Annotated in this window: 19 protein-coding genes; 14 read left to right on the top strand and 5 right to left on the bottom strand. The window is 53.8% G+C overall.

What is annotated here, in order from left to right:
• Positions 1 to 30 precede the first annotated feature (30 nt).
• The gene (locus tag GOX61_RS05775) at positions 31 to 267 is read left to right on the top strand and encodes a hypothetical protein (protein ID WP_155150295.1); all 237 of its coding nucleotides are present in this window, start codon (positions 31 to 33) and stop codon (positions 265 to 267) included.
• Positions 264 to 1,244, top strand: a complete 981-nt coding sequence (locus GOX61_RS05770; protein ID WP_170332002.1) for a D-2-hydroxyacid dehydrogenase family protein — start codon at positions 264 to 266, stop codon at positions 1,242 to 1,244. The genes GOX61_RS05775 and GOX61_RS05770 overlap by 4 nt, the downstream gene beginning before the upstream one ends.
• On the opposite strand, the gene GOX61_RS05765 is transcribed toward GOX61_RS05770, so the two are convergent.
• Positions 1,213 to 2,247, bottom strand: a complete 1,035-nt coding sequence (locus GOX61_RS05765) for an AbrB family transcriptional regulator (protein WP_254436771.1) — start codon at positions 2,245 to 2,247, stop codon at positions 1,213 to 1,215. The two genes, GOX61_RS05770 and GOX61_RS05765, sit on opposite strands and share 32 nt — an antisense overlap.
• Before the next feature lie 108 nt (positions 2,248 to 2,355).
• On the opposite strand from GOX61_RS05765, the gene GOX61_RS05760 reads away from it, so the two are divergent.
• Genes GOX61_RS05760 through tcuB form a run of 3 tightly spaced genes read left to right on the top strand, consistent with a single transcriptional unit; the run spans position 2,356 to position 5,502 of the window.
• Complete coding sequence (locus GOX61_RS05760) at positions 2,356 to 3,036, top strand: GntR family transcriptional regulator (protein ID WP_170331997.1); 681 nt, start codon at positions 2,356 to 2,358, stop codon at positions 3,034 to 3,036.
• Between the two features lie 11 nt (positions 3,037 to 3,047).
• Positions 3,048 to 4,442 (top strand): FAD-dependent tricarballylate dehydrogenase TcuA, encoded by a 1,395-nt coding sequence (gene tcuA / locus GOX61_RS05755; protein ID WP_170331995.1) that lies wholly within the window; start codon positions 3,048 to 3,050, stop codon positions 4,440 to 4,442.
• The gene (gene tcuB, locus GOX61_RS05750; RefSeq protein ID WP_170331993.1) at positions 4,432 to 5,502 is read left to right on the top strand and encodes a tricarballylate utilization 4Fe-4S protein TcuB; all 1,071 of its coding nucleotides are present in this window, start codon (positions 4,432 to 4,434) and stop codon (positions 5,500 to 5,502) included. The genes tcuA and tcuB overlap by 11 nt, the downstream gene beginning before the upstream one ends.
• 24 nt (positions 5,503 to 5,526) lie before the next feature.
• Here the strand turns inward: tcuB and GOX61_RS05745 are convergent, their stop codons facing one another.
• Positions 5,527 to 6,444 carry a DMT family transporter gene (locus GOX61_RS05745; RefSeq protein ID WP_170331992.1) on the bottom strand — a complete coding sequence of 306 codons (918 nt, stop codon included), beginning with the start codon at positions 6,442 to 6,444 and terminating at the stop codon, positions 5,527 to 5,529.
• A gap of 75 nt (positions 6,445 to 6,519) precedes the next feature.
• On the opposite strand from GOX61_RS05745, the gene GOX61_RS05740 reads away from it, so the two are divergent.
• Complete coding sequence (locus GOX61_RS05740; RefSeq protein ID WP_170331991.1) at positions 6,520 to 7,398, top strand: LysR family transcriptional regulator; 879 nt, start codon at positions 6,520 to 6,522, stop codon at positions 7,396 to 7,398.
• A 240-nt stretch (positions 7,399 to 7,638) separates the two neighbouring features.
• Here the strand turns inward: GOX61_RS05740 and GOX61_RS05735 are convergent, their stop codons facing one another.
• Together GOX61_RS05735 and GOX61_RS05730 are read right to left on the bottom strand one after the other, a co-directional pair.
• The gene (locus tag GOX61_RS05735) at positions 7,639 to 8,028 is read right to left on the bottom strand and encodes an ectoine synthase (RefSeq protein WP_170331989.1); all 390 of its coding nucleotides are present in this window, start codon (positions 8,026 to 8,028) and stop codon (positions 7,639 to 7,641) included.
• Between the two features lie 17 nt (positions 8,029 to 8,045).
• Positions 8,046 to 8,795, bottom strand: a complete 750-nt coding sequence (locus tag GOX61_RS05730; RefSeq protein WP_170331987.1) for an SDR family oxidoreductase — start codon at positions 8,793 to 8,795, stop codon at positions 8,046 to 8,048.
• Between the two features lie 118 nt (positions 8,796 to 8,913).
• Between GOX61_RS05730 and GOX61_RS05725 the strand changes: the two genes are divergently transcribed.
• The 6 genes from GOX61_RS05725 (at position 8,914) to GOX61_RS05700 (ending at position 19,033) form a co-directional block, all read left to right on the top strand.
• Entirely contained in the window at positions 8,914 to 9,792 is an 879-nt protein-coding gene (locus tag GOX61_RS05725; protein WP_170331985.1) for a LysR substrate-binding domain-containing protein, read from the top strand.
• Positions 9,793 to 10,209: 417 nt separating this feature from the next.
• Complete coding sequence (locus GOX61_RS22590; protein ID WP_170331983.1) at positions 10,210 to 11,709, top strand: HlyD family secretion protein; 1,500 nt, start codon at positions 10,210 to 10,212, stop codon at positions 11,707 to 11,709.
• Entirely contained in the window at positions 11,702 to 13,279 is a 1,578-nt protein-coding gene (locus GOX61_RS05715) for a glycosyltransferase (protein ID WP_170331981.1), read from the top strand. The genes GOX61_RS22590 and GOX61_RS05715 overlap by 8 nt, the downstream gene beginning before the upstream one ends.
• 99 nt (positions 13,280 to 13,378) lie before the next feature.
• The gene (locus GOX61_RS05710) at positions 13,379 to 14,797 is read left to right on the top strand and encodes a mannose-1-phosphate guanylyltransferase/mannose-6-phosphate isomerase (RefSeq protein WP_170331979.1); all 1,419 of its coding nucleotides are present in this window, start codon (positions 13,379 to 13,381) and stop codon (positions 14,795 to 14,797) included.
• 183 nt (positions 14,798 to 14,980) lie between these two features.
• On the top strand, positions 14,981 to 16,375 hold the full coding sequence (locus tag GOX61_RS05705) for a nucleotide sugar dehydrogenase (RefSeq protein ID WP_170331977.1): 1,395 nt from the start codon (positions 14,981 to 14,983) through the stop codon (positions 16,373 to 16,375).
• Between the two features lie 78 nt (positions 16,376 to 16,453).
• Positions 16,454 to 19,033, top strand: coding sequence for a calcium-binding protein (locus tag GOX61_RS05700; RefSeq protein ID WP_254436770.1), 2,580 nt, complete (start codon positions 16,454 to 16,456; stop codon positions 19,031 to 19,033).
• A gap of 22 nt (positions 19,034 to 19,055) precedes the next feature.
• Here GOX61_RS05700 and GOX61_RS05695 read toward each other — a convergent pair whose 3' ends face one another.
• A complete protein-coding gene (locus tag GOX61_RS05695; RefSeq protein ID WP_155150329.1) occupies positions 19,056 to 19,670 on the bottom strand; it encodes a response regulator transcription factor in 615 nt (204 codons plus the stop codon).
• 346 nt (positions 19,671 to 20,016) lie between these two features.
• On the opposite strand from GOX61_RS05695, the gene GOX61_RS05690 reads away from it, so the two are divergent.
• Both GOX61_RS05690 and GOX61_RS05685 read left to right on the top strand, forming a co-directional pair.
• Positions 20,017 to 20,508, top strand: a complete 492-nt coding sequence (locus GOX61_RS05690; protein WP_254436769.1) for an oxidoreductase — start codon at positions 20,017 to 20,019, stop codon at positions 20,506 to 20,508.
• Entirely contained in the window at positions 20,472 to 23,015 is a 2,544-nt protein-coding gene (locus tag GOX61_RS05685; protein WP_254436768.1) for a PAS domain-containing hybrid sensor histidine kinase/response regulator, read from the top strand. Before GOX61_RS05690 ends, GOX61_RS05685 begins: the two co-directional genes overlap by 37 nt.
• The last annotated feature ends 48 nt before the right edge of the window (positions 23,016 to 23,063 follow it).

The raw sequence follows: 23,063 nt of genomic DNA, 5'->3' as shown, positions 1-23,063 counted from the left end.
TACTATGGTATACATTATGGAGGCGCCACCATGGATGACTATTCTGAATGCCTTGATATTGCGCGTCAGGAACTCAGGCTGGCACAGTCGGTGCTACGGCGGGACATCGCCGAATACCCAACACCGATTGCCGGATGCGATGAGCAGTTCAACCATTTGCTGGATCAAAGCGAACGGGTCCGCAATGCGCTTGCAGCACTTGACGCATTGCACTTTGTGCCGACCCCAAGAAAACTAAACATAGGGCAGGGTATAGAAAGCCGATGAAGGTTCATATTCTGGATGATTGGTTTGAAACACTGCAGGGCCTGCCCTGTTTTGAAAAACTATCTGGCCATCACGTGAAGGTCTGGACAGATCATGTCGAAGAGATAGACGAATTGGCCGCGCGGTTGCAGGAGGCCGAGGCGCTGGTGCTGTTTCGCGAACGCACCAAAATCACCCGCGACTTGATTGAGAAACTTCCTAATCTGAAACTAATCAGTCAACGCAGCGTTTACCCGCATATCGATGTGCAGGCATGCTCGGATAACGGAGTGCTACTTTGTTCGAACATGCATGGCGGGACGCCCTCATATGCTGCTGCCGAACTGACATGGGCGCTAATCATGGCCGGGATGCGTGATTTGCCCGCACAGATGGCCTCGGTCAAAGCGGGGCATTGGCAGGCCGGAGTTGGCAAGACCCTGAGGGGGCGGAAACTGGGGCTCTATGGATATGGCCGTATCGCCCGCGCCGTTGCAGGCTATGCCGAGGCATTCGGAATGAATGTAGTCTGGTGGTCCTCGGATGAAGGCCGCGCGCGCGCGGAGGCAGATGGAGTTCTGATCGCAGAAAGCCGTGAAGCATTCTTTGCCCAAAGCGATGTCGTCTCAGTTCATGTCCGTCTGAAGCCAGACACTCGCGGTATTATCACCGCGTCGGATTTCGCGCAGATGCAATCGGGGGCGCTGTTTGTGAATACATCCCGTGCGGGCCTAATCGCAAAGGGCGCATTGCTTGAGGCTTTGAATGCCGGGCACCCCGGTAAAGCCGCCATTGATGTCTTTGATACAGAGCCGCTTACTGATCCGAATGACCCGTTGCTATCGCATCCAAACCTGATTGCGACACCACATATTGGATTTGTGACGGAGGACGAGTTCGACCTGCAATTCGCAGACATTTTCGATCAGGTGCATGCTTATGCCGAAGGCACTCCGATTCACATGATCAACCCCGAGGTTTGGACCAACGCAAGATGAGGTTGGCCGCAATAGGCGCACCGATGATCACCAGCACGATCCTTGTCAGGTGGTGCGTGATAACAAAACCCAAATCCGCACCCGAGACGATGGCCAGAACTGTCATCTCTGCCTGTCCGCCGGGGGCGAAGGCGAGGAAAGCCTCAACCGGCTGACCGAAGCCCAATGTGGTGACAACGGCGGTGAAGGCAGCAGCCAGTATCGCGAGGACAATGACATAGGCGAAACCCGCTGCCACAACCCTGCGCAGTTCGACCCAGGTGACGCCTACGAATTTCACACCGATCCCGCAGCCGATAAAGAACTGTGCTGCAAGGATGGCCTCTCGAGGCGGTCGGGTGTGAATGAAATCTCCCAGCGACAAGGCTGCTGTCAGGATCATTGGACCCAGAATTGACGCCCCGAACAGACCGATCCGCTCGCCGCCCTTCCAACCGATAAGGGCGGCCAGAACCATCAGTACCAACTCATTTATCGGCAAGTCGCGCGCAGGCTCTCCGATCGGGTTGGTAAGCTGGGCGTCGTAAAACACGGTCAGAAAAAGTGGTGCCAGCGTCACGATGATCAGAACGCGTGTGCCGTGTATCAGGGACAACGTCCGCGGATTGGCGCCTGCCTCGGTTCCGAAGATGATCATGTCCTGCAATCCACCGGGCATGGCCGCGTAAAACGCAGTTGTTGTGTCAAAGCCCCAGACTTTGCGAAAGAAGGGCACTCCGACCAGCGCGATCAGCAGGATGAAGAATGGGATCAGCGCGATGGACGCAGCCATCTTTGGCAGTTCTGCAAAAAGGGCCGGGGTAATCGAAGCTCCAACCGCAACACCCAGAATGGTGCGTGCGGCAACCGAGATCTGACCAAAACCTTCCATAGGGGCATGAGCCAGCGCTGCTATCAAACACGCACACATTGGGCCAAATAGAAACGGCAGTGGCAGATTCAATGCCCAGAATACTCCCGCACCCAGAAGCGCAAGACCCAGTGTTACGGCCCGCTTTTTCAAGAGAGAAGGTGTTCTGTTCTGGGTTGGCAAAGTGCGGCTTCCGACGATATTGACTCACTATGTATCCAAATGTATACAAGTGGACGCAAGAAGACAAGTGAGCGCTCGATGACCATTCAGGACGACACCTTACAGCCCGGCCCGCAAGGCAATTCCGCGTATCAGCGCCTGCTGGACGAGATTCATGACGGCACACTTCTGCCCGGCGAACGCCTGCGCGAAATCGAACTGTCGGAACGGCTGGGCGTCAGTCGAACTCCGGTGCGGGAAGCGATCCGGCAGTTGGAGGCCGACGGCTTGGTCACCCACGTTCCGCGGCAGGGCGCGACCGTCCGCAGCCTGGATTACGCCGAAGTAATGGAACTCTATGAGATGCGCGCTGTACTCGAAGGCACTGCAGCACGTTTGGCAGCTCGCGCGGCGTCGGATGTCGAATTGGACGAGCTGGACGTTTTGAATGATCGCTTGGCCGAGGCCGGCACAGGCCCAGATGCAGCTCGGATCAATCGGATTTTTCATGCCACGCTATTGGATGCCGCCAAGAACCGGTTCCTTGCGAAATCCATGCTGTCGCTTCAAAAGGCGCTGCTGATCCTTGGGCCATCGCAATTGTTGGACGGGGATCGGGCCGAAGCGGCAGTAGCTGAACATCGGCGTATCATGGCTGCGCTCAAGGCGCGGGATGGTGCCGCGGCTGAGACAGAGATGCGCGCGCATATTCAGGCCGCACAACGGATGCGCATCCGGGCGTTGCAGGAACGCGATCGGACAATCGACGAAAATCAGTAGGTAGACAGGATATGGCCACCCAAAAGGAAGCTTACGATATCGCTGTGATTGGTGGCGGAAACGCTGCCCTTTGTGCCGCAATGACAGCCGCCGAAGCAGGCGCACGCGTTCTTATCCTCGAAACGGCTCCGAAACCCTATCGCGGGGGGAACTCGCGTCACACACGCAACTTTCGCTGCATGCACGGTGCCCCTCTGGGTCCTTTGGTCGAAGAGTACGGAGAGAACGAGTACTTTTCGGATCTGATGAAGGTCACTGGTGGCAAAACCGACGAACATCTTGCCCGCCTGGCAATCCGCACTTCCGAGGAGTGTTTGCCGTGGATGGAAGAGCATGGGGTCCGGTTCCAACCATCGCTTTCCGGAACATTGTCACTGGCGCGCACCAATGCCTTTTTCATGGGCGGCGGGAAATCTCTGGTTAATGCCTATTATCGAACCGCTGCAGGTTTAGGTGTCGATGTATTGTACGAAGCCGCCGTCACGCATTTGGAGTTGAATGACGATCGGATCGAATGGGTCGACTATAGCTATGAAGGCCAATCTCATCGCATCACGCCCAAGGCGATCATCGTTGCCTCGGGCGGGTTTCAGGCAGACACAGATTGGCTTACCCGTGCTTGGGGTGAGCCGGCAAAGAACTTTCTGATCCGGGGTACTCCTTACAACCGAGGAGTTGTGCTGGCCGATCTGCTGGATCAGGGCGTTGAGAGCGTCGGCGATCCAACCCAATGTCACGCCGTTGCCATCGACGGGCGCGCGCCCAAATTCGACGGAGGCATCGTTACCCGACTGGACTGCGTTCCGTTTTCAATTGTCGTGAACAAGAATGCCGAGCGGTTTTATGACGAGGGCGAAGACGTTTGGCCCAAGCGCTATGCGATTTGGGGGCGTCTGGTGGCGGCCCAACCCGATCAAGTAGGCTACGTGGTCATCGACGCTAAATCGCTGAACCTGTTCATGCCGTCTGTCTTCCCCCCGCTGAAAGCTGACACGTTGGAAGAACTGGCTGCGATGATGGATCTGCCTGCGGACAAGCTGACAGCGACGGTTGCAAAGTTCAATGCAGCCTGCGGTGATACGAGTCACTTTCATCCTACCGAATTGGACGGTGTTTCTACTTCTGGCCTGACACCGCCCAAGACCAACTGGGCCCGCCCAATCACCGAGTCGCCATTCTATGGTTACTCGCTCCGCACAGGTGTGACCTTCACTTACCTTGGGCTCAAGGTCGACGATGCGGCCCAGTGCTCGACGCCCAACGGAAAGATCAAAAATCTTTGGGCCGCAGGTGAAACAATGGCCGGATCGATCCTGGGGCAGGGGTATCTGGCCGGTTTTGGCATGACCATCGGAACCGTTTTCGGACGTATCGCAGGACGTGAGGCCGCCACTTATGCAAACTGAACTTATTCAAGAGGCCCGCCGACAGACCGAGATTTGCAACGCGTGTCGGTATTGCGAGGGATATTGCTCAGTTTTCCCGTCGCTGCACGCGGACCGGGCGTTTTCAGATGCAGCCATCACGCAACTCGCCAACCTCTGTCACAATTGTCGGGGCTGCTACTATGCTTGCCAATACACCGCCCCGCACGAGTTCGACCTGAACCTGCCCAAGGCCTTGGCTGAGGTTCGGCGCGACAGCTGGGAAAGATTCGCATGGCCACAACCTCTGGCGCGCCGGTTCCACACCCATGGCGGGGCGATTGCACTGGCACTCGTGATCGGATTTGCCCTTTTGTTCTGGGCAATTCGTGCCATTGGGTCGAACGGAGGCGAAGGTTTCTACGCCGTCTTGTCGCATAACGCGATGGTAGCAATCTTTGCGCCGGCATTTCTGTTACCAGTTTTCAGCATCACCATTAGTCTCAAGCGCTATTGGGCCGAAGTTGGCGGCAAATCCATTAAGATTGCCGATCTGGTGGCCGCCTTTTCACGCGCCGGCAAGATGCAGGATCTGGCAGCCGGGCATGGTGAGGGTTGCAATTTTGAAGACGAAGACCGTTTTAGTCAGGCACGGCGCCATATTCACCACGCGATCATGTATGGCTTCCTGCTGTGCTTTGCGTCGACTTCGGTCGCGACGGTTATGCATTATGGTTTCGGAATGCATGCGCCATATGGGTTCTGGTCTTTGCCCAAACTGTTAGGAATTTCCGGAGGTGTGTTGTTGACAGTGGGCTGCGGCGCCATGGCGCTTCTCAAGCAAAGGTCCGATCGCAATCTCGGTGATCCCTCTGCATGGGGTGGTGATATTGGTTTTATATTGCTGCTTGGATTTGTCGGATTTAGCGGACTTGCTCTCTACGCCCTCGGATCAACGGCTCTGATGCCCGCGCTGCTTGCCATCCACCTTGGATCGGTTCTGACATTTTTCCTGCTGACACCCTACACCAAGATGGCACACGGGTTCTATCGACTTGCTGCTCTTATCCGTGACGCGCAACGAAAAAGAGTTTGTGGGTAACCGCCTGTTTCTTGGCATAAGAAATCATCCACGGTTTGCAAGTGTAACTCCGGCAATCACCAGCGTGCCACCTATCAGCATGGAAGCCCCGACCGGTTCGTGCAGGATTGTTGCCCCAAGGGCCACCCCGAAGACGGGGACAAGATTGGTGAATACTGCCGTACGTTCAGGCCCAAGCGTGCGCACCCCGCTATAGTACCAAACAAATGGCACGACTGTTCCACCAATGACCAGGTAGATGATGGCCAAAGTGCAGGTGAACGTGGGCAATTGCAGCACTTGCGCGGTCCCGGCCAGCGGCAACCCCAATGCCAGTAACATAGACCCAAATAATGCAGCCCAAGTGGCTGCCGCCAGTGGCGAGAGGCTTCCAAGCGCTTTGCGTCCAAGAAGCGTATAGCCCACCCAACTGCCGACCGCAGCCAGCATGAACAGTTCTCCCCGTCCAAAACTCTGCTGGAGGTCAGTCATCAGTCCGGCAACGTCCCCTCCGCTAATTACGATCACCGCCCCGGCTAGCGCCACACAAATCCCGACAACTTGCCCAATCGGTAGAAGCCGCCACGCAATCAACCCACCGGCTAGAGCCACGGCTATTGGATTGCAGGCAACGAACAGTGCTGTTCGCGAAGCCGGCATCTCAGTCAGAGCGGCAAAGAAAAACAGGTTGTAAAGGCAGACGCCGGACAGTCCGAGAAGCCCCATCAACACGCTCTGCCGCCAGGTGAGGCGAGGCAAACCACCTTCTGTTTTCCACACGAGAAAAAGCAAGACCAGCGTTGCCAAGCCAAACCGAACCATTGCAGCGACCAGCGGGGACATTTCACCTGAGACGATGCGACCAGCAACAAACGTGCCGCCCCACAGGAAGGCCACCATCGTGAGCCGGACGTAGATCAAAGCGTTCTGCGAGGCTATGGGATATGACAGGGCATGGGACATGGAGACACCTAAAACACCGGATTGCCCATGTCGAATTTCAGTTATACTATGTTATAGTCAAATGAGTATTTACTTATGACTTTTGGTCAACTTGAAATTTTCGCCACTCTTGCAGAAACGCGCGGATTTACAGCTGCTGCCTTGCGGCTTGGCATCAGCCAGCCCGCAGTGTCCCATGCCCTTAAAGGTCTCGAGGATGAGCTTGGCGTCAGACTATTTGATCGCACCGTATCGCCAATCGAACTGACTCCGTTGGGCGAACGACTTCTATCTCGCGCACGTGAAATTCTGGGATTGGCTGATGCCATGCATCAGGAGGCTTCGGAATATCGTGGTGTGCAGACCGGCAGATTGAGTATCGGGTCTTTTGGTGCGACGTCATCGTTGCAGATTTTACCGCGCCTTCTCGAAGCATTTCATGCAATCCATCCCGGCATTGAAGTACTGGTTGAGGAAGCCGCTGATGAGGAGATCATCCGGTGGATCGAAGACCGGCGCATTGATCTCGGCTTTGTTGTTTTACCAGATGAACGCTTCCGTACATGGCCTGTGGCGCAGGACCAGTTTGTCGCCCTGGTTGCCGCTGATAGCACTTTGGCCGGGCAGTCCTCTATCCGGTTGGAGCAGCTGTGCGAGATGCCATTTATCATGCCGGAATCTGGTTCTGCCCGGATCATTCGACGTCTGTTCACGCAGTCACGTCTCAGCCCAAATGTGCGGTACCGGACATCGCAGATGCTCAGCACTTTGACTATGGTTGCACGCAATCAGGGCGTATCGGTCGTGGCCGAGATGGCCTTGCCCCCAACGAACGGAAAAGAGGGCTGGGTCAGCAGGCCGCTGAATTCAGTCAGGACACGACAAATTGGTCTCGCGATGCATCCTCACGCAACACCATCGCCTGCAGCGGTCGCTTTTATTGAGGTCGTGGAAAAAAGTAGAGACAATCTTTGACGACGTGTGCAAGGGAAAGAGGCGGTGTCTCGATTTGAACTTCTAACTTCAAATCGGGCATTAGAAAGACACCGCGTGGACGGCAGGTTTTTTACACTCACCCACAATTCGTCACCTCGCGCCGAACGTCCCGAACATGCGGATTGCGAACTGCCGCAGTGAAAATCCGCAGAGAGTCCAATTCACCCAATTTCGCACTTTGAAAGAGTTGCATTTCCGCCCCAGACATCACTGTCCTTATCAAGCCTCACTTGGCGCATAACTTCCATCTTTGCGGTGTACTTCACGCCCGCTGAGAGGCGGGTTAAAGACGCAGACAAGCCGAAGATCAGCGCCTATGGCTTGCACCAGGTGCCTGTCATGTTGATCCAAAGCATAGAGAGTAAATGGCTCAAGGGGTTGCCAGACTTCTCCGCCAAACGCTTTGATCTGACCCTTGCCCTCGATACAATAGCAAGCCTCTAGATGATGGGTGTATTCAAGTTCAAGCACCGCACCCTCTTTGATGATCGTATCCGTCAGCGAAAATCCCATTCCATCAGAGGCAAGCAGCAACCTTCTGCTTTTCCAACCCGGGCCGGAAACGTCCCGATCTGTTCCAAGGATATTTTTGAGTGCCTTAACAATCATCTTTCACCGTCTCATTTCTACCTAACCGCACGGTTCATCCCGCCGTCGGACAAGATGCTCTGACCATTGATATACCGGGCTCCATCGCTGGCGAGAAACACGCAAGCCTGTCCTATTTCCTCGAATGTCGCAGGCCGCTGCGCCGGTATGGACTTGCGGGCTTCTTCAGAAAGGTTGACGTTCTCGCAGAACCCGGGGAGCAGGTTGTTCATGCGAATATTGTGCCGGGCATAACGATCCCCGTAAAGCTTTGAGAAACTGTGCAATGCGCCACGCAGCATGCTCATGGGGTAGGGCGCGCGTGGCTCGAGGGCGTTCATGGATGAGATGTTTACGAATGCACCCCCACCTTGTTCGATCAGAATAGGTGTGACGATACGTGCGATCTTCACAACGTTCAGCACATACATGTCCAGGCTTTCGTGCCACAATTCGTCGCTGAGTTCCAAAAGCGGCCCGTCAAAATCGGGATCGAACCCAACTGTCTTGATGGCTTCTGGCACCGATCCACCGTGCCCCATGTTGCTGACGATAGCGTCGATCCGCCCATATTTGCTCATCGTGTTGTCGATCATCGCCTGTAAATCATCAACATCCAGCACAGATCCGCGCCGGCCGATGCCGCCGAGTTCCTCCGCCAATTCCACCGAGCGATTTGACGGTGACATCAGTGAGACCTTGTAGCCAGCCTTTGCCATTTCAATAGCGCATCCCCGGCCAATGCCCTGTCCTGTACCTGTCATGAGCGCGACTTTGGTTTCAGCCATGATCTTTCCTTTCAATGAGTGCCTATTGTGTGAGGTTTGTTGAGCCGAAAGTACTCTAACTTCCGAAAATCAAAGGAACCTATCGAGTTTTTGGCAGTTCGCTGTTAGATTTTCTCACATGGTGGAAAACCTCAGACACCTTCGTGCCCTTCAGGCCTTTGATGAAACCGCAACCCACTCCAGTCTGACCAAGGCGGCGGATGTTCTAAACGTCACTCACGGGGCGATCAGTCGTCAGATCAAGCTGCTGGAACTGCACCTTGGCGTGACGCTCTTTCATCGCCGCCCCAATGGTGTTGAACTGACCAAAGCCGGAGAGCGCCTGTATCAATCAACACGCGGGGCGTTTTCGGCATTGCAGCTGGGCGTAATGGAGGTGAAGCGACTTCATCATCGCCAGTCGATTACGGTGTCATTGTCGACGTCGCTTGCACTCAAATGGCTTGTTCCGCTGCTTAGTTCGTTTCAGCAAGAGCACCCTGGTATCGCATTGTTGCTGGACACCAATGATGCCTATGCAGATTTTGACACATCTGAGGTCGATGTGGCCCTGCGGTTTGGTGAACCTCGATGGGACGGCATATATCATGAGCAAATAAGGCAAGAGGAACTGATCGTTGTGGCCGCCCCCGCTCTTGTTGAGGAAACGCGGATACCAATGCGGGCCGAGGATGTGGCTGCTCTCCCACTATTGCACGATGCCTTCAACGTCGGATGGGAAAGCTGGGCTGCGCAAGTCGGACTGAACGTTGATCAGATCAACTCGCAAAGTATCAAGTATGTGGATAGCGCTGTTCTTTTGGAGGCCGCGATTGATGCACAGGGCGTAGCGTTGGCGAGACATCTCTTGGCAGAGAGGGATTTAAGGCTCGGCCGGCTAGTCCGGCTCGATGAAAGTAGCGTTCCACTGGATCGTGGCCTCTACTTCGTTTGCCGCCCTGGCGATCAGGAACGAGCCACGGTGAGAATTTTCAAGAAGTGGCTCATGTCGATTTGAGATCCGGGTTTTGATCGAAGCACCGCGAGAGCGATCGCTAGATTACCTATAGCAGTAGTGAGCTTTGTCCCGGTAAGCCGTCTTTGCCAGTTGACACTTGACGTCTGGAATTTGCGGTTCGCGACTTGCTGCACTAGCGAAAGACCGAAGTGTGACCAACGGCGGCATTGGGCTCGATCGCTGACTTTCCCTGCATACAAGATCAATGGCTGCTATATCGGTGGATGAAATGATGGTGCGTTGGATCCGCTGATGATCTGACCACTCAATCACTGATCGCTTCACTTGTCACCCGCTTGTCCGTTGATAGCTCGCTTGAGGTAACGCCGTGAGAGGTTCTGATCCGACCTAAGAAGATTTTTCACAACATACTTTAGTATGGGAAGTTATCTTTTTTGCGCAGAGATATGCGTCCGTGTGTCCGTCAGAAGCCGTGATCTGTTGCTAGCTCAGGTCTATCAACAGCGTTCTGAGGCGACATTGCGAGTATCACACGAAACGCCAGGGTCGGACCTGGATTGGAAGGTAAAAGCACCGCTGATCGTGGAGACACCCTCTGGTGCCGTGGTCACGATTGAACGCTGGTCGCTTGCGGGATTGGAATGGCCCGACGATGCGCCAGAATGCCCCAAGGCTGCTACACTCAGCGTACCATTTCAGGGAGTCGATATTCGTTTCCCGGTACGCCTATCCAAGCCAAACTCGAATTCCACAGTACAGTTGGAAGGCCTGAGCGGTCGACAACGCGAGACTCTGGCGCTCTTCTATCGCTCGCTTTTGTCTGGGCGAATGGCCAGCAGCGGCGACGTGATAACCAGCCTCGATACTCCGGTTGATTTGGTGCCGATGGAGGAAACTGAGGGCGAGCAATCCCGAAAGCCCGTGAGGTTTCTTCCACGTTCTCTACGTGTTGCATTCAATGTGGCGACCTACCTTCTAATCGCTGCGGCGGTTGTAGGTGTCATAGGCAACAACATCTTTACCAACCTGGATCGGATCGACATTCAACACGGTCGGGTGTTGGCACCCATGATCCCCTCTTTCCCACCGGCCAAAGGTTACATCAAGCTAATTGCGGTGACGCCCGGGCAGGAGGTGTTGGAGGGCGATCTTCTATTCCTAATGGACGACGCGGAAGCAGAGGCGGCACTCAAACGAACAGAAGCGGAATTGGTGTTGGCGCGCGCAGAGCTCTCAAATGTCAATGACGCCCTAAAGAACCTACAGTCTCAATCCAGCTCTGAAATTCTGGCCGAAAGGGTTGCTACGGCCATGCGCTTTTATGCTGAGTTTGTGCAGGATGGTGGGTTTGACGATATGCGACGCCAATGGCTTAGCCTTCGCGAACGCAATCCGGATCTGGCGCAGTCTGTAGACCCCGTTCTTATTGTGGCGAACCTGCTGAAAGCCGAAGAGCGAAACCGCTCGTCTGCAGTAAAGGCATTGGAGGCAACCAAAGAAGCACAGCAACAGATAATAGAAAGCAACCATGTTCGTGCGACCACAGACGGGGTGGTTCAGGATTTCACTGTCAGCGCGGGACAACCGTTTCGCGGCACTCCGGAAGAACTGATTTTCGAAACTGCTGAGCCCCGCATGACTATCGGATGGGTGTCTGAGCGGTTTGCCGAGACAATTTACATCGGAATGCCTGCAACGATCGGTTTCAACGAAAAGGGTGAGAGGATCAGTATCCCCGGAGAGGTCTGGGATGTGCGCGCCGGGGACAACCCTGAGCGACCCGGAGAGTTCGGGATCATTGTTACTGTTCGTCCAACCGGCCTGTCGTCACGACAAACCAAAACCCAATTGCGATTGGGAGCCCCGGTCAATCTGGAAGCGAAGCGACAGTTGGGAACACGGTTTGGCACTTGGATAAAGTCTATGGACCCTAGTAGTGGCCAACCACATGACTGAGTATGAGTTCGACAAGGATCTGGCGCGGCGATTGAGACAACTGCAATCAGATGTTCCCAACTATTTTTGCAAGTGGTCTCTACCGCAGTTCACGCTGTTTCTGTTGTTGTTCATGGGGCTGCTTTGGCTATTGGCGAATGTGCCGAACCGGTTTTTCAACCCAAGCGTTTTGCATGTCACGATGGTCCTTGGAACGCTTGGGCTCTGGCGATTTGGCTGGTGGTTTACCCATGCGTTGAGGGCCCAAATTTACGCTAAAGCCAAATGGCCGGGAATGCGGCGCCGCGCTGACGTGCTTTGGGATGCAGGATGGCGGCCCAAGCGTCTCCACATCCAGATGACAACATATTTTGAGGAACCCTCGATCACCAAACGCGTCGTAGGGTCGATACTTGGGCAAATCCGACGCGAACGGATTCCGACAACGATCTATATCGGCACGGGCAGCGCATATGATGAGCAGATCATACGCGACTTTGTTGAAACCTATGCACAGGATATTCCGGACGAATTGGCCACGCTTGTATTTGTCCGTCAGAACCAGCCGGGCAAAAGGATGGCGATTGGCCTGATCCTTCGGGCGATTTGCCGCTCTGGCGCACACCCTGATGATCTGGTGATCTTCATGGACGGAGACGCCCTGTTTGGCGGGGATGTTTTACGCAAAACCCTGCCAATGTTTGCAAGTGATCCAGAGCTGCAGGCGCTGACGACAGATGAAGAGGTCATCTGCTATGGCCCGGTTTGGATCGCTAAGTGGCTGGACATGCGATTTGCTCAACGCCGTCTAGCGATGCAAAGCCATGCTTTGTCGGGCCGCGTTTTGACACTGACGGGTCGAATGAGCGTCTTTCGAGCCAGGCATATTCTGGACGAGAAGTTCATTCGCACGATCGAAGCAGACCATCTGCATCACTGGCTATGGGGCAACTTCCGGTTTCTGTCCGGGGACGACAAATCAACCTGGTATCGGCTGCTGAGCGTAGGCGCGAAAATGACCTACGTGCCGGATGCAACTGTGTACACAATCGAGGTCATCAAAGAAAACGGCCTCATGCGGATGGTTCAAAACTTCCGCCGCTGGTCGGGCAATATGCTGCGGAACGGAAGCCGCGCGATCGCTCTTGGACCAACTGCAATGCCATTTTTCATCTGGTGGTGTGTCGTTGATCAACGGATCGCCATGTGGACCATGATGGTCAGTCCGGTAATGGCCGTCGTCGGCAGCATGATCGCGCCGGGCTACTTCTGGAACTGCATCATCTGGGTGCTGTTTTCACGGATCGTGCTGTGTCTGTTCCTGTTCGGCTACAGCAGGCGCGCGGACATGAGTTGGCCGTTCATCCTGTATCTCAACCAAGTGATCAACGCGACGGTCAAAATCTACATGATCTTTCATTTGTCCAAACAGAAATGGTCGAACAGAGGCAATCAAAGCTCAGGAGGTGGGTCGGGCTTTGTCGAAACGCTCAAAAGCGGCTTTGCCAAGTTCCAGATGGCCACTGCAATCCTGACGTTTCTAACTGCGATCCTGATCTATGTTGGTCTGATCGAGATGCCGTTCGGCTAGCAGACCTATCCTTTCGATAGGTGAATTAAGCCTATGAAACAAAATGTTGAACACAACGGTCGGTAACCTGAGATCAGACTTGTAATGAAGAGGTTTCAAATGATTCAGCCGATTATCCTTGCTGGCGGTTCCGGCACCCGTCTCTGGCCCGTTTCTCGTAAGAGTTACCCTAAGCAGTTCGTGGAGCTGGCAGGTGAGCAGAGCCTGTTTCAGAGAACAATCGAACGTGTATCCGAGCCCGGATTTTCTGCACCGCTGATCGTGACGGGCGAAGGCTACAGGTTTATTGCACAGCAACAGTTGACAGATATTGATGCCGAAAAATCTGAACTGATCATTGAACCAGTTGGTCGCAATACCGCCGCTGCGGTTTTGGCCGCAGCTTTGCGCTACAAGGAAGAGCCGGAAACGGTCCTGCTTGTCTTGCCCAGCGATCACGCAATTGAGGATGTATCCGCGTTCCGTCGAACTATGGTGCGGGCGGAGAAAACAGCCAAGCGCGGTAAGATCGTCACGTTCGGCATCAAACCCGATCATGCCGCGACGGGCTACGGCTACCTGAGAGTCGCAGGAGGGTACCAAGGTGCACTGCTGATATCTAAGTTTGCGGAAAAGCCCGATGTTGATACCGCGAAGGGCATGCTGGAAAGCGGTGACTGGCTGTGGAATGCCGGAATTTTCATGTTCAGGGTCGACACTGTGCTAAAGGCTTTCGAAGCTCATGCCCCTGAAATGTCTGCACCGGTCGAGGCTGCATTGGCGCTTGGGCAAAGCGATCTTGGTTTCTACCGAATGGATCAAAACGCCTTTTCCAAGTGTCCGAGCCTCTCGTTTGATCATGCGGTGATGGAGCATGTCGAAACCGGTGTAGTGGCTTTTGAATTGGACTGCGGATGGTCCGATCTGGGCAGTTGGAAATCGGTGAAGGATCAGGGGCAGCTCGATGAAGGGGCGAATGTCACTTCTGGAAACTCGACCGCCATCGATTGCCGCGATAGCCTGCTGAGGTCGGAAAACCCGGATATCAAGTTGGTCGGGCTGGGATTGAAAGACATAGTCGCAGTCGCAACCGACGATGGAATATTGGTTGCGGACATGTCGCACAGTGCCGAAGTCGGCAAGGTCGTGGACGAATTGCGCAACGAAGGGTCTGACCAGGCCGAGATGTTCCGCAGGTGTCATCGACCGTGGGGCTACTATGAAACCCTTTCGCTGGGTCCTCGGTTTCAGGTCAAACGGATTATGGTCTTACCCGGTGCCAAGCTTTCACTACAGAGCCATGTACACCGTGCAGAACACTGGGTTGTTGTCAGTGGTTCTGCGCGCGTGACTGTCGGTGACAATGTCAGCCTGCTTTCCGAGAATGAATCGACCTTCATTCCTCTGGGTGCCGTGCACCGTTTGGAGAATCCAGGAAAGCTGCCACTGCATCTGATTGAGGTTCAATCAGGTTGTTATCTGGGTGAAGACGATATCGTCAGATACGAGGATGTCTATGACCGTGTCGCCGTAGCTTGAAACGCCAATTACCTTCCCTCCTGAAAACTGGCCCGTGTGGAACTCCACGCGGGTTTTTTCTCTCGTATGGGGTTAGTGACCATTCGTATAGGTCCGGCATCATTTGAGCACTGCGCATAGTCCACCGATATGTTTTGCAATTTTATCAGCGCGTTACCTTGGATTTAAATCGGAGGTATTTCTATGGAACTCAGAAAGATTGCGCAGAACGACGCCGAAATAGTAATCCCAGTGTCTTCGCAAAAATCACGGATCAGTGTTGTAGGGCTGGGGTATGTTGGGGCCGTATCAACTGCATGTTTGGCGTCGCTTGGACACGAGGTCATAGGCGTTGATATCGACCCCGATAAAGTGGGTCAGATTGCGCGCGGTGAGAGCCCGATCCACGAAGAAAACCTTGGCCCCACTCTGAAACAAGGCGTTCAAAAGGGTCTGATCTCTGCGACGGACGATCTGAGCGCAGCTGTACGCGAAACCGACGTTACCTTTGTGTCGGTAGGAACACCAACCGCTCCGGATGGGGGCTGCGACTATAGCTATATAGAACAGGCAGCCCGCTCGATGGCAGTTGGCCTTCGCCAAAAGAATGAATTCCACATCTTTGCCATGCGATGTTCGATCCCGCCCGGAACCACGATGAACGTATTGGTTCCGATCCTTGAGCGTCTTTCAGAAAAGAAGATGGGCCAGGACTTTGGGGTGTGCTTCAATCCTGAGTTTCTGCGGGAAGGCGTTGCCATAGATGACTTCCATAACCCTCCGAAAACAGTGCTTGGCACCAACGATTTTCGCACGGCGGAAGTCATGAAGCGCATCTTCACGCCGGTTGACCCAAATCCCATTTTGACAACGGTCGAAGTGGCTGAGACGATCAAATATGTCGACAATGTATGGCACGCGACCAAGGTCTGCTTTGCCAACGAAGTCGGACGCTTGTGCAAGCCGCTGGGCGTGGACAGCCACGCGGTCATGGACGTCTTTACCCAAGATACAAAGCTGAACCTGTCACCTTACTATCTGAAGCCGGGCTTTGCCTATGGCGGCTCATGCCTGCCGAAAGAGGTACGGGCTGTAACACATATAGCCGAAGAACTGGGTGTCGAACTGCCCATGATCGGCAACCTTGACCGCTCAAACCGAGAGCAGATTGATCAAGCGACCGAGATGCTGCGAAAGACGGGGGCCAGGCGCGTTGGGGTTCTGGGGCTGGCTTTCAAACCCGGCACCGACGATCTGCGCGAAAGCCCTATTCTGGAAGTCATGGCCGAGCTCCATGCCGAGGGGGTGGAGTTGGTCCTGCATGATCCGGCGGTGACAAAAGAAACCCCTCTGAGTGGGTTGCAAGCCTACATGCACCACGCGGGCTCTGGCATTCGAAGCCTCGCGGGATCCATCAAATCGATGCTTTGCGACAGCATAGAAGACGTAATGGAACAGGCCGAGGCCGTCATCGTCTGCCACCGAAACCCTGCTTATCAGAACGCCGTTTCCAGTAAACCGGAGATGCCTGTCGTGGATGTGGTGCGCTTGTTCCCCGAGAACCCAGTGAACCGTCGGATCGACGGCATCGGTTGGTAAAATTCTTACTCCAAATAGTTGAAAATAAGAGGTGAAATGATGCCTGCGGTATCTTCAAATGTAATTTCAGGAACGGGTTTGTCCGATCAACTTGTTGGCGGAAGTGAGCAGGAGACCCTGATAGGGCTTGCCGGAAACGATGAGATCCAAGGGCAAGCCGGCGATGATGTGTTGCACGGTGACTATGCCGAGGCAAACTTGTTGGACGGCACAGAAGGTGCTGTCAGTTTTTCCGACTACGCCGAGAACGGCGAATGGGGATTGATTGACCTTGCAAACGGCCACCAGCAGATGGAGCAGCAGATTACGACCGAAGCGGGCGGGGTCTATGAACTGAACCTGGATCTCGCAACAAATTTTGCTGCAGGTCGTTCCGGGGCTGCCGTCGAAGTGCTGATCGATGGTGAGGTGGTCGCCGAGTTTTCTTCTCAAAGCGGTGCCTTCGGATCTCATTCCGTTCAATTCACGGCTGACGATGACAGCTCGACCATAACGATCAGATCGATTGATGTGTCAGGCAACGGTCCAGAAATTGATACGTCCGGTCCTGCGTTTCACTATGACAAGGATGTCGAGATTGGTGGACAAACCGTGACGGTGTCTGCATTCGCCGATGGGCAATCAAATCTCTATCAGGTTCTAAATGGAACACTGCATGTGTTTGATGTCGAAACCCAGTCCTATGAAATGGCCGGCGTCGAGGGTACGGTCAATGTGAACTCAATGGGTTACAATACGGAAGACGACCTTCTGTATGCCATCGCAGTAGGCGACGGAGTGGATTCACTGGGGCAGGTGGTTAGCCGCTCTGATTTGGTGATGCTAGACGCCGAAGGAAACAGTTACCGTGTTGGCAGCACACCATATCGGTCTTGGACTGGAGACTTTGACGATCAGGGCAATCTTTGGTCTTTCCAATCCAGCATGGACCGTATCGCAGTCATTGATGTCGATCAGTTCGATGCGGATGGAAACCCGGTAACCACAGTATACAAGTTGCCATCCGATCTTGTGGATTTCAAAGTCTACGATGTTGCGTTCGACGCGGCTTCACAGTCGTTCTACGGTGTCTCTCGCCCAAGTTCCGAAGGTGCAGCTACGTTTATGTTGATCGTTGATATCTCTTCGGGCGAACCAGAGTTTCGAAAGGTTTCAGTCACATCGACAGTGATTAACGGTGAAGTCCTGAATGGGGTCCCGCTAATGACGTTTGGTGCGGCAATCATCGACGCAGACGGAAACCTGTTTGTTGGTGGCAACTCAGGCGACCACGACATGGATGACTCGACACCTGCAACAGGCGCGATTTTCCAGGTCATCGTAGATGATGTGACCGGCGAGGCTAGTTTGCACCTTATCGAAGAGGCGCCGAAATCGTATTCGAATGATGGTGCCGCCGACCCGACAGCAACCAGTCCGTTTGCGCCCGTCGATTTGGATGCAAGCGTTTTGGTCAAGGATCTAACACTTGTTGCGACTACCGAAGGCGCGTTGAGCTACGATGATGACCTTTCGGGCAATGCTGGTAGCGATGCCCTATACGGTGGGATTGGCACAGACACCCTGACGGGTGGTAGTTCAGGCGACGTGCTTGAAGGGGATGACGGCAACGATTTGCTGCACGGTGGAGCGGGCGTCGGTGCCGCCAGCGGCATTGTCTCGCAATATGACGAAGACGGTGTGCGGTACGACCAGTTTGGCAATGTTCTTACAGAAGACGATGACTCGTTGTTTGGCGGTCAGGGCGACGATCGTCTGATGGGCTCGGCTGGGCACGACATGCTGGATGGTGGGATCGGCAACGACATTTTGGATGGCGGTTCAGGCTTTGACATTCTCATCGGCGGTCAGGGCGATGACACACTCCGCGGTGGATCCGAAGCTGACACTTTACGAGGTGAAGACGGCCAAGACGTTATGTTCGGTGGCTCGGGCAATGACGAGATGTTCGGTGGCACAGGCGATGACCAACTCGATGGCGGGTCTGGCGCGGATGTCCTGAACGGTGGCGATGGCAGTGATAATCTGTCAGGTGGATCCGGTGATGATTTTCTGTCCGGGGACGACGGAAAAGACACGCTATCCGGAGGATCTGGCAACGATGACCTAGATGGCGGTGCTGGCGACGACAGCCTCTCTGGGGGCTCCGGTGATGATACCGCGATAGGCGGTCTCGGTGCGGATACTCTGGATGGCGGATCCGGAAACGACACATTAGCTGGCGGTGAGGGCTCCGACACGTTGAAGGGTGGTTCTGACGATGACGAGTTGAATGGGGGTGCTGGCAACGATTATCTGAATGGCTCCAGCGGTGACGACGTTCTGGACGGAGGTTCAGGGAAAGATCGGCTTTACCTTGGCGCAGGAGATGACCTAGCCACCGGTGGCGCAGATGCGGACAGGTTCATTTTCCGCGATGAGGATCTGGACGGGTCGACCGATACGATCACAGACTTTTCGCTCAGCGATGGCGACTTACTCGATCTGCGTGCGCTCAACATCGATAGTGGCGGAGCTGATACATCTGACTGGTTTAATGCCAACGCTGAAATCGTGGGCGGGACCGATGTCTACGTAACTTTGTCACCGGATACGACATTGATCCTTGAAGGCGTAGCGTCGGATTTCGACCAACTCTACGATCACTTTCTATTCTGAAGTCCCCCCCTGCGGACCCGGGTCACTCGAATCCTGCATCCCGAGCGATCAGAGCGGCCTGGGTCCGGTTTTTTGCATTGAGTTTCTTGCAAAGGGTCCGAACATGCAGCTTGATCGTGACTTCCTGAAGATCCAGCTCTCGGGCGATCTCCTTGTTGGACTGTCCACGGCACAATCCGCGTAGAACCTGTTTTTCCCGCTGGCTGAGCTGACGGGAAAAGTCGCTTTCTTTGACATCGCCATCCATACTTAGAACACTGGCCGGGACGAAGGTTTCGCCGGCGATCATAAATCGCACCGCGTTGACCAGGGATTTGGCGCCCATGGTTTTGGGCAAGAAACCAACGGCGCCCATTTCGACCGCTTCCTGTGCGATCTTGTTTGGTGCCGTCCCGCTCAATATCGCAAAAGCCTGTTCAGGGAATTGGCGAATTGCGTCTGAAAGCCCTTCGATCCCGTTCATACCCGGCATATCAAAGTCTAACAGGACAAGGTCGAATGGATCTTCGGATGACAGCAATTTCATCGCAGCCATGTAATCGGGTACGGCAACAACTGCCGCGCGCCCCTCAGTTTCGAGGTAGGATGAAATCGTATCACGGACCAAACCGTGATCATCAGCCAATAGAATTCGCATCGATATCGGTGACCTTGAACAAATGCTTTGATCCGATTTTATCGCACCCGGAATAGTTGAACCACCAAAAGGGTTACTATTTGACGAACTTTGCAAATTCATGTTGTTTTCCTAGGCTATTACTCTTTGGCGCTGGCTGCCAACGCTTCATTATCGCACTCCGCGAAAACTTTGATTGCATGGTTTGGGACGTCGAAAGTTCGCAAATTAGGCTGATGGTGTGACCTTTGGTGCGCTGAACTATCCTAAAGTATAGCGAGCTATTCTATTGCGTCTGAGAACGTTTCGAGGGGCTGTGTCAAAAGCGTTTTGACAAAGGTTCACCTACTCACGGACACAATCTCGCATGCTTAGAACTTTAAAATCACTTTGCGCCACACTCGCCATTTCATTTGCGAGTGCGGCATATGCGGATGAAGTACTTCTTACGGTGTCGGGCGATGTCGGTCTCAAAGGAAACAAGAACACTTGGACATTCGACAGGAAAGCCCTTGAGGCATTGCCCAGTAAGTCAATCGATACCACAACGATCTGGACAGAGGGTACGCAGAGCTTTGAAGGAGTTTCCCTTGATGTGCTTCTGGACCATGTCCAGGCAGAGCAGGGGATCATACGAGCGGTGGCTTTGAATGACTACGCCGTCACCATTCCCACCAGTGATGCAACAGATGGTGGCCCGATCGTTGCCTACTTGCGCGATGGCAAGGCGATGTCAGTACGCGACAAAGGACCTTTGTGGATAATTTACCCTTACGATGCTAACGAGGCCTATCAGTCCGAAGAAATTTATGCCCGCAGCATTTGGCAACTCAATCGATTGGAAGTCGTTGCACAGTAAGTACCGAGGAGAAGGCCATCGACACTAAAGCGCCTTTCATGAGCATGAAGAGATGGCCCATTTTTGCCTTTGTGGGCTTGCTGGTTGTGAGTCTGGCTATCGTGCTTTCTCTTGGGCGTGAGGTGAAATCAGATCTCGACGCGCTCTCGACCGCAAAAACAGACAACGTCAGCTGGTTGATGTCTCAGCTCGAAGTCGAGCTGCTTAGGTTCGAAGTCTCGGTCATTGATGCTTCATCACGTTCCAATGGTGACTTGTCCGCCGTACGCAACCGTTTCGATATCTTTTATAGCCGAGCGGATACGCTGTTTAGTAGCGAGCTGTTTTCATTTCTGCGAGGGGGTGCCGCCGCGCAACCAGCCTTGCAAGCCACTGAAGATTTTCTATCCGGGCTGACACCATTGATCGATGGGCCGGATGACCAGCTGCGCGCGGCACTTCCTGATCTGCGGGCGCAGATTCAAACACTGCGACCTGAAGTGCGCGAGCTTGCGCTGGGCGGTATTCAGGGATTTGCCCAGGAAAACGCAACTCGACGTGCTGAGTTGGCCAGCACACTAACTCGAATGGCATCATTGCTTGTTGTGCTTTTCGTTGCACTGCTCTTAGCTTTTGCAGTTCTTATCAAATTATTCCGGCAAGGGCAGTTGTTTGCCCGGCAAAGCCAGTCGGCTCGCAACCGATTTGAAGCGGCCATTACCTCGTCACTGGATGCGGTGTTGGTGGTTGATACTTCTGGAAGAATTCTTGAATTCAACGGTGCCGCTGAAGATGTCTTTGGGTACCGTCAGGCCGAGGCAATCGGTGCTGATATGGCTGAACTTATCGTTCCAGAACACCTGCGCGCCCTGCACCGAAAAGGCATGACGCGATTTCTCGAGACCGGCGAGCAAAAGGTAATCGGCGCTGGGCGTGTCAGGTTAGAGGGTTTGCGCAAATCGCAGGAAACTTTTCCCGTGGAGCTGTCCATATCGCTCGCTGAAACGGATGGAGAGCAAGTCTTTGTCTCATTCCTTCGTGATATAACTGAAGAACTCAAAGCCGAGGAAGACTTACGCACTGCAAGAGACAAGGCGCGGGAAAGCGAACAGGCCAAATCCGATCTGTTGACAGTGATGAGCCATGAAATGCGTACTCCGTTGAACGGAATACTCGGCTCTGCGGCATTGATTGATCAGAGCAATCTGACGGACAGACAAAAGCGGTATCTTCGTTCTATTGAAGTGTCGGGTAAGTTACTGCTCTCTCATGTGACTGACGTTTTGGATTTTTCCAGACTGGGTTCAGGCAATGCCTTGCGTGACAGATCAAGCTTTGACGTTATGGAGGTTGTCCACGAGGTAGCCGACAGCCTGTCGGCGAATGCAGATGCGCGTGGCAACGACCTGAAGGTCGATGTTCTATCTGAAGAACTTATCGACGTTCTTGGATACAGAACTGCGCTGCAGCAATGCTTGGTGAACCTGTTAGGTAACGCAATCGAATTTACGCGGGATGGATCAGTCACGATCGAAGTCGAAAGGCTTCAGCATGACGATCTGGTTGAGTTTCGGATTGCAGATACCGGGGTTGGGATATCACCTGACTATCTGGACGTTATCTTCGATGAATTTGTCACGATCGATACCGCCTTTGCACGTGAGACGAGCGGAACTGGATTAGGGCTCGCTATTACCAAAAGACTGGTCGAAGCGATGGGTGGCGACATCACGGCGGATAGTGTGCTTGGAGAAGGCAGCCTGTTTACAATGCGACTGCCTCTGCCAACCTCAAGATCTGATGTCACGAGCGAACTGGATTCCACAGACGCGCCACAGGCAGAGCTCTATCAGGGTTTGAAAGCGCTGGTGGTAGACGACAATGAAATCAATCGAATGATCTTGACCGATATGCTTGAAGATCTTGGCTTATCGGTTGCTGAGGCTGAAAGTGGTTACGCCGCCTTAGTACGTCTTGGGTCCGAGCGATTTGATGTACTTTTGTTGGATATCAGCATGCCCGGCATCGATGGCATCGAAACACTCGGAAAAGTTCGCGAACTGAATATCGATTGGGGCAATTTGCCCGCGATAGCAGTTACGGCTCATGCAGCCCCAAAAGATCACGAAGTCATACGAGCAGCAGAATTTCAGGGGCTGTTAGTTAAGCCGGTTTCATTGGCGGCGCTGCAATCAGAATTAGCGAGGGTCTTAAAGGCCAACGGAACTGGTACCAAAGACTCTGAGAATGACTTTAAGACCCGATTTGGCGGCGATAAGTATCGTGAAGCCTGCGAAGAGTTGAATAGTGAACTTGTTGAACTCATTGAGGATCTGAAGTCTTCCGATGAGTTAAGCAGAGCGCTCAAACAAAAGGCGCATAAGCTTTGTGGTTCTGCTGCGATACTTGGTCAAGATAATCTCTGGTCCAAGCTCAATGACATTCAAAATTGCTCATCTCAGGGATGGGGCGACGAGAAAACTACACTCTTGAGTGATTTGCAGTACGCAGCCAAACTTTGCCTATGAAAAACAGACTGCTTGCCATTGGCCACAGCTTTTGCGGTTGCGCTTGAA

The organism is Ruegeria arenilitoris (genome assembly GCF_013030265.1).
Classification (GTDB): domain Bacteria; phylum Pseudomonadota; class Alphaproteobacteria; order Rhodobacterales; family Rhodobacteraceae; genus Ruegeria; species Ruegeria arenilitoris_E.
This window is presented reverse-complemented; position numbering and strand designations above follow the sequence as displayed.

Excerpts from the sequence above, each read along its gene's own strand:
- GOX61_RS05740 (WP_170331991.1), top strand. The coding sequence starts at position 6,520 with ATGACTTTTGGTCAACTTGAAATTTTCGCCACTCTTGCAGAAACGCGC.
- GOX61_RS05745 (WP_170331992.1), bottom strand. The coding sequence starts at position 6,444 with ATGTCCCATGCCCTGTCATATCCCATAGCCTCGCAGAACGCTTTGATC.
- GOX61_RS05760 (WP_170331997.1), top strand. The coding sequence starts at position 2,356 with ATGACCATTCAGGACGACACCTTACAGCCCGGCCCGCAAGGCAATTCC.
- GOX61_RS05735 (WP_170331989.1), bottom strand. The coding sequence starts at position 8,028 with ATGATTGTTAAGGCACTCAAAAATATCCTTGGAACAGATCGGGACGTT.
- GOX61_RS05730 (WP_170331987.1), bottom strand. The coding sequence starts at position 8,795 with ATGGCTGAAACCAAAGTCGCGCTCATGACAGGTACAGGACAGGGCATT.
- GOX61_RS05695 (WP_155150329.1), bottom strand. The coding sequence starts at position 19,670 with ATGCGAATTCTATTGGCTGATGATCACGGTTTGGTCCGTGATACGATT.
- GOX61_RS05770 (WP_170332002.1), top strand. The coding sequence starts at position 264 with ATGAAGGTTCATATTCTGGATGATTGGTTTGAAACACTGCAGGGCCTG.
- tcuB (WP_170331993.1), top strand. The coding sequence starts at position 4,432 with ATGCAAACTGAACTTATTCAAGAGGCCCGCCGACAGACCGAGATTTGC.
- GOX61_RS05715 (WP_170331981.1), top strand. The coding sequence starts at position 11,702 with ATGACTGAGTATGAGTTCGACAAGGATCTGGCGCGGCGATTGAGACAA.
- GOX61_RS05705 (WP_170331977.1), top strand. The coding sequence starts at position 14,981 with ATGGAACTCAGAAAGATTGCGCAGAACGACGCCGAAATAGTAATCCCA.
- tcuA (WP_170331995.1), top strand. The coding sequence starts at position 3,048 with ATGGCCACCCAAAAGGAAGCTTACGATATCGCTGTGATTGGTGGCGGA.
- GOX61_RS05690 (WP_254436769.1), top strand. The coding sequence starts at position 20,017 with ATGCTTAGAACTTTAAAATCACTTTGCGCCACACTCGCCATTTCATTT.
- GOX61_RS05710 (WP_170331979.1), top strand. The coding sequence starts at position 13,379 with ATGATTCAGCCGATTATCCTTGCTGGCGGTTCCGGCACCCGTCTCTGG.
- GOX61_RS05775 (WP_155150295.1), top strand. The coding sequence starts at position 31 with ATGGATGACTATTCTGAATGCCTTGATATTGCGCGTCAGGAACTCAGG.
- GOX61_RS05725 (WP_170331985.1), top strand. The coding sequence starts at position 8,914 with ATGGTGGAAAACCTCAGACACCTTCGTGCCCTTCAGGCCTTTGATGAA.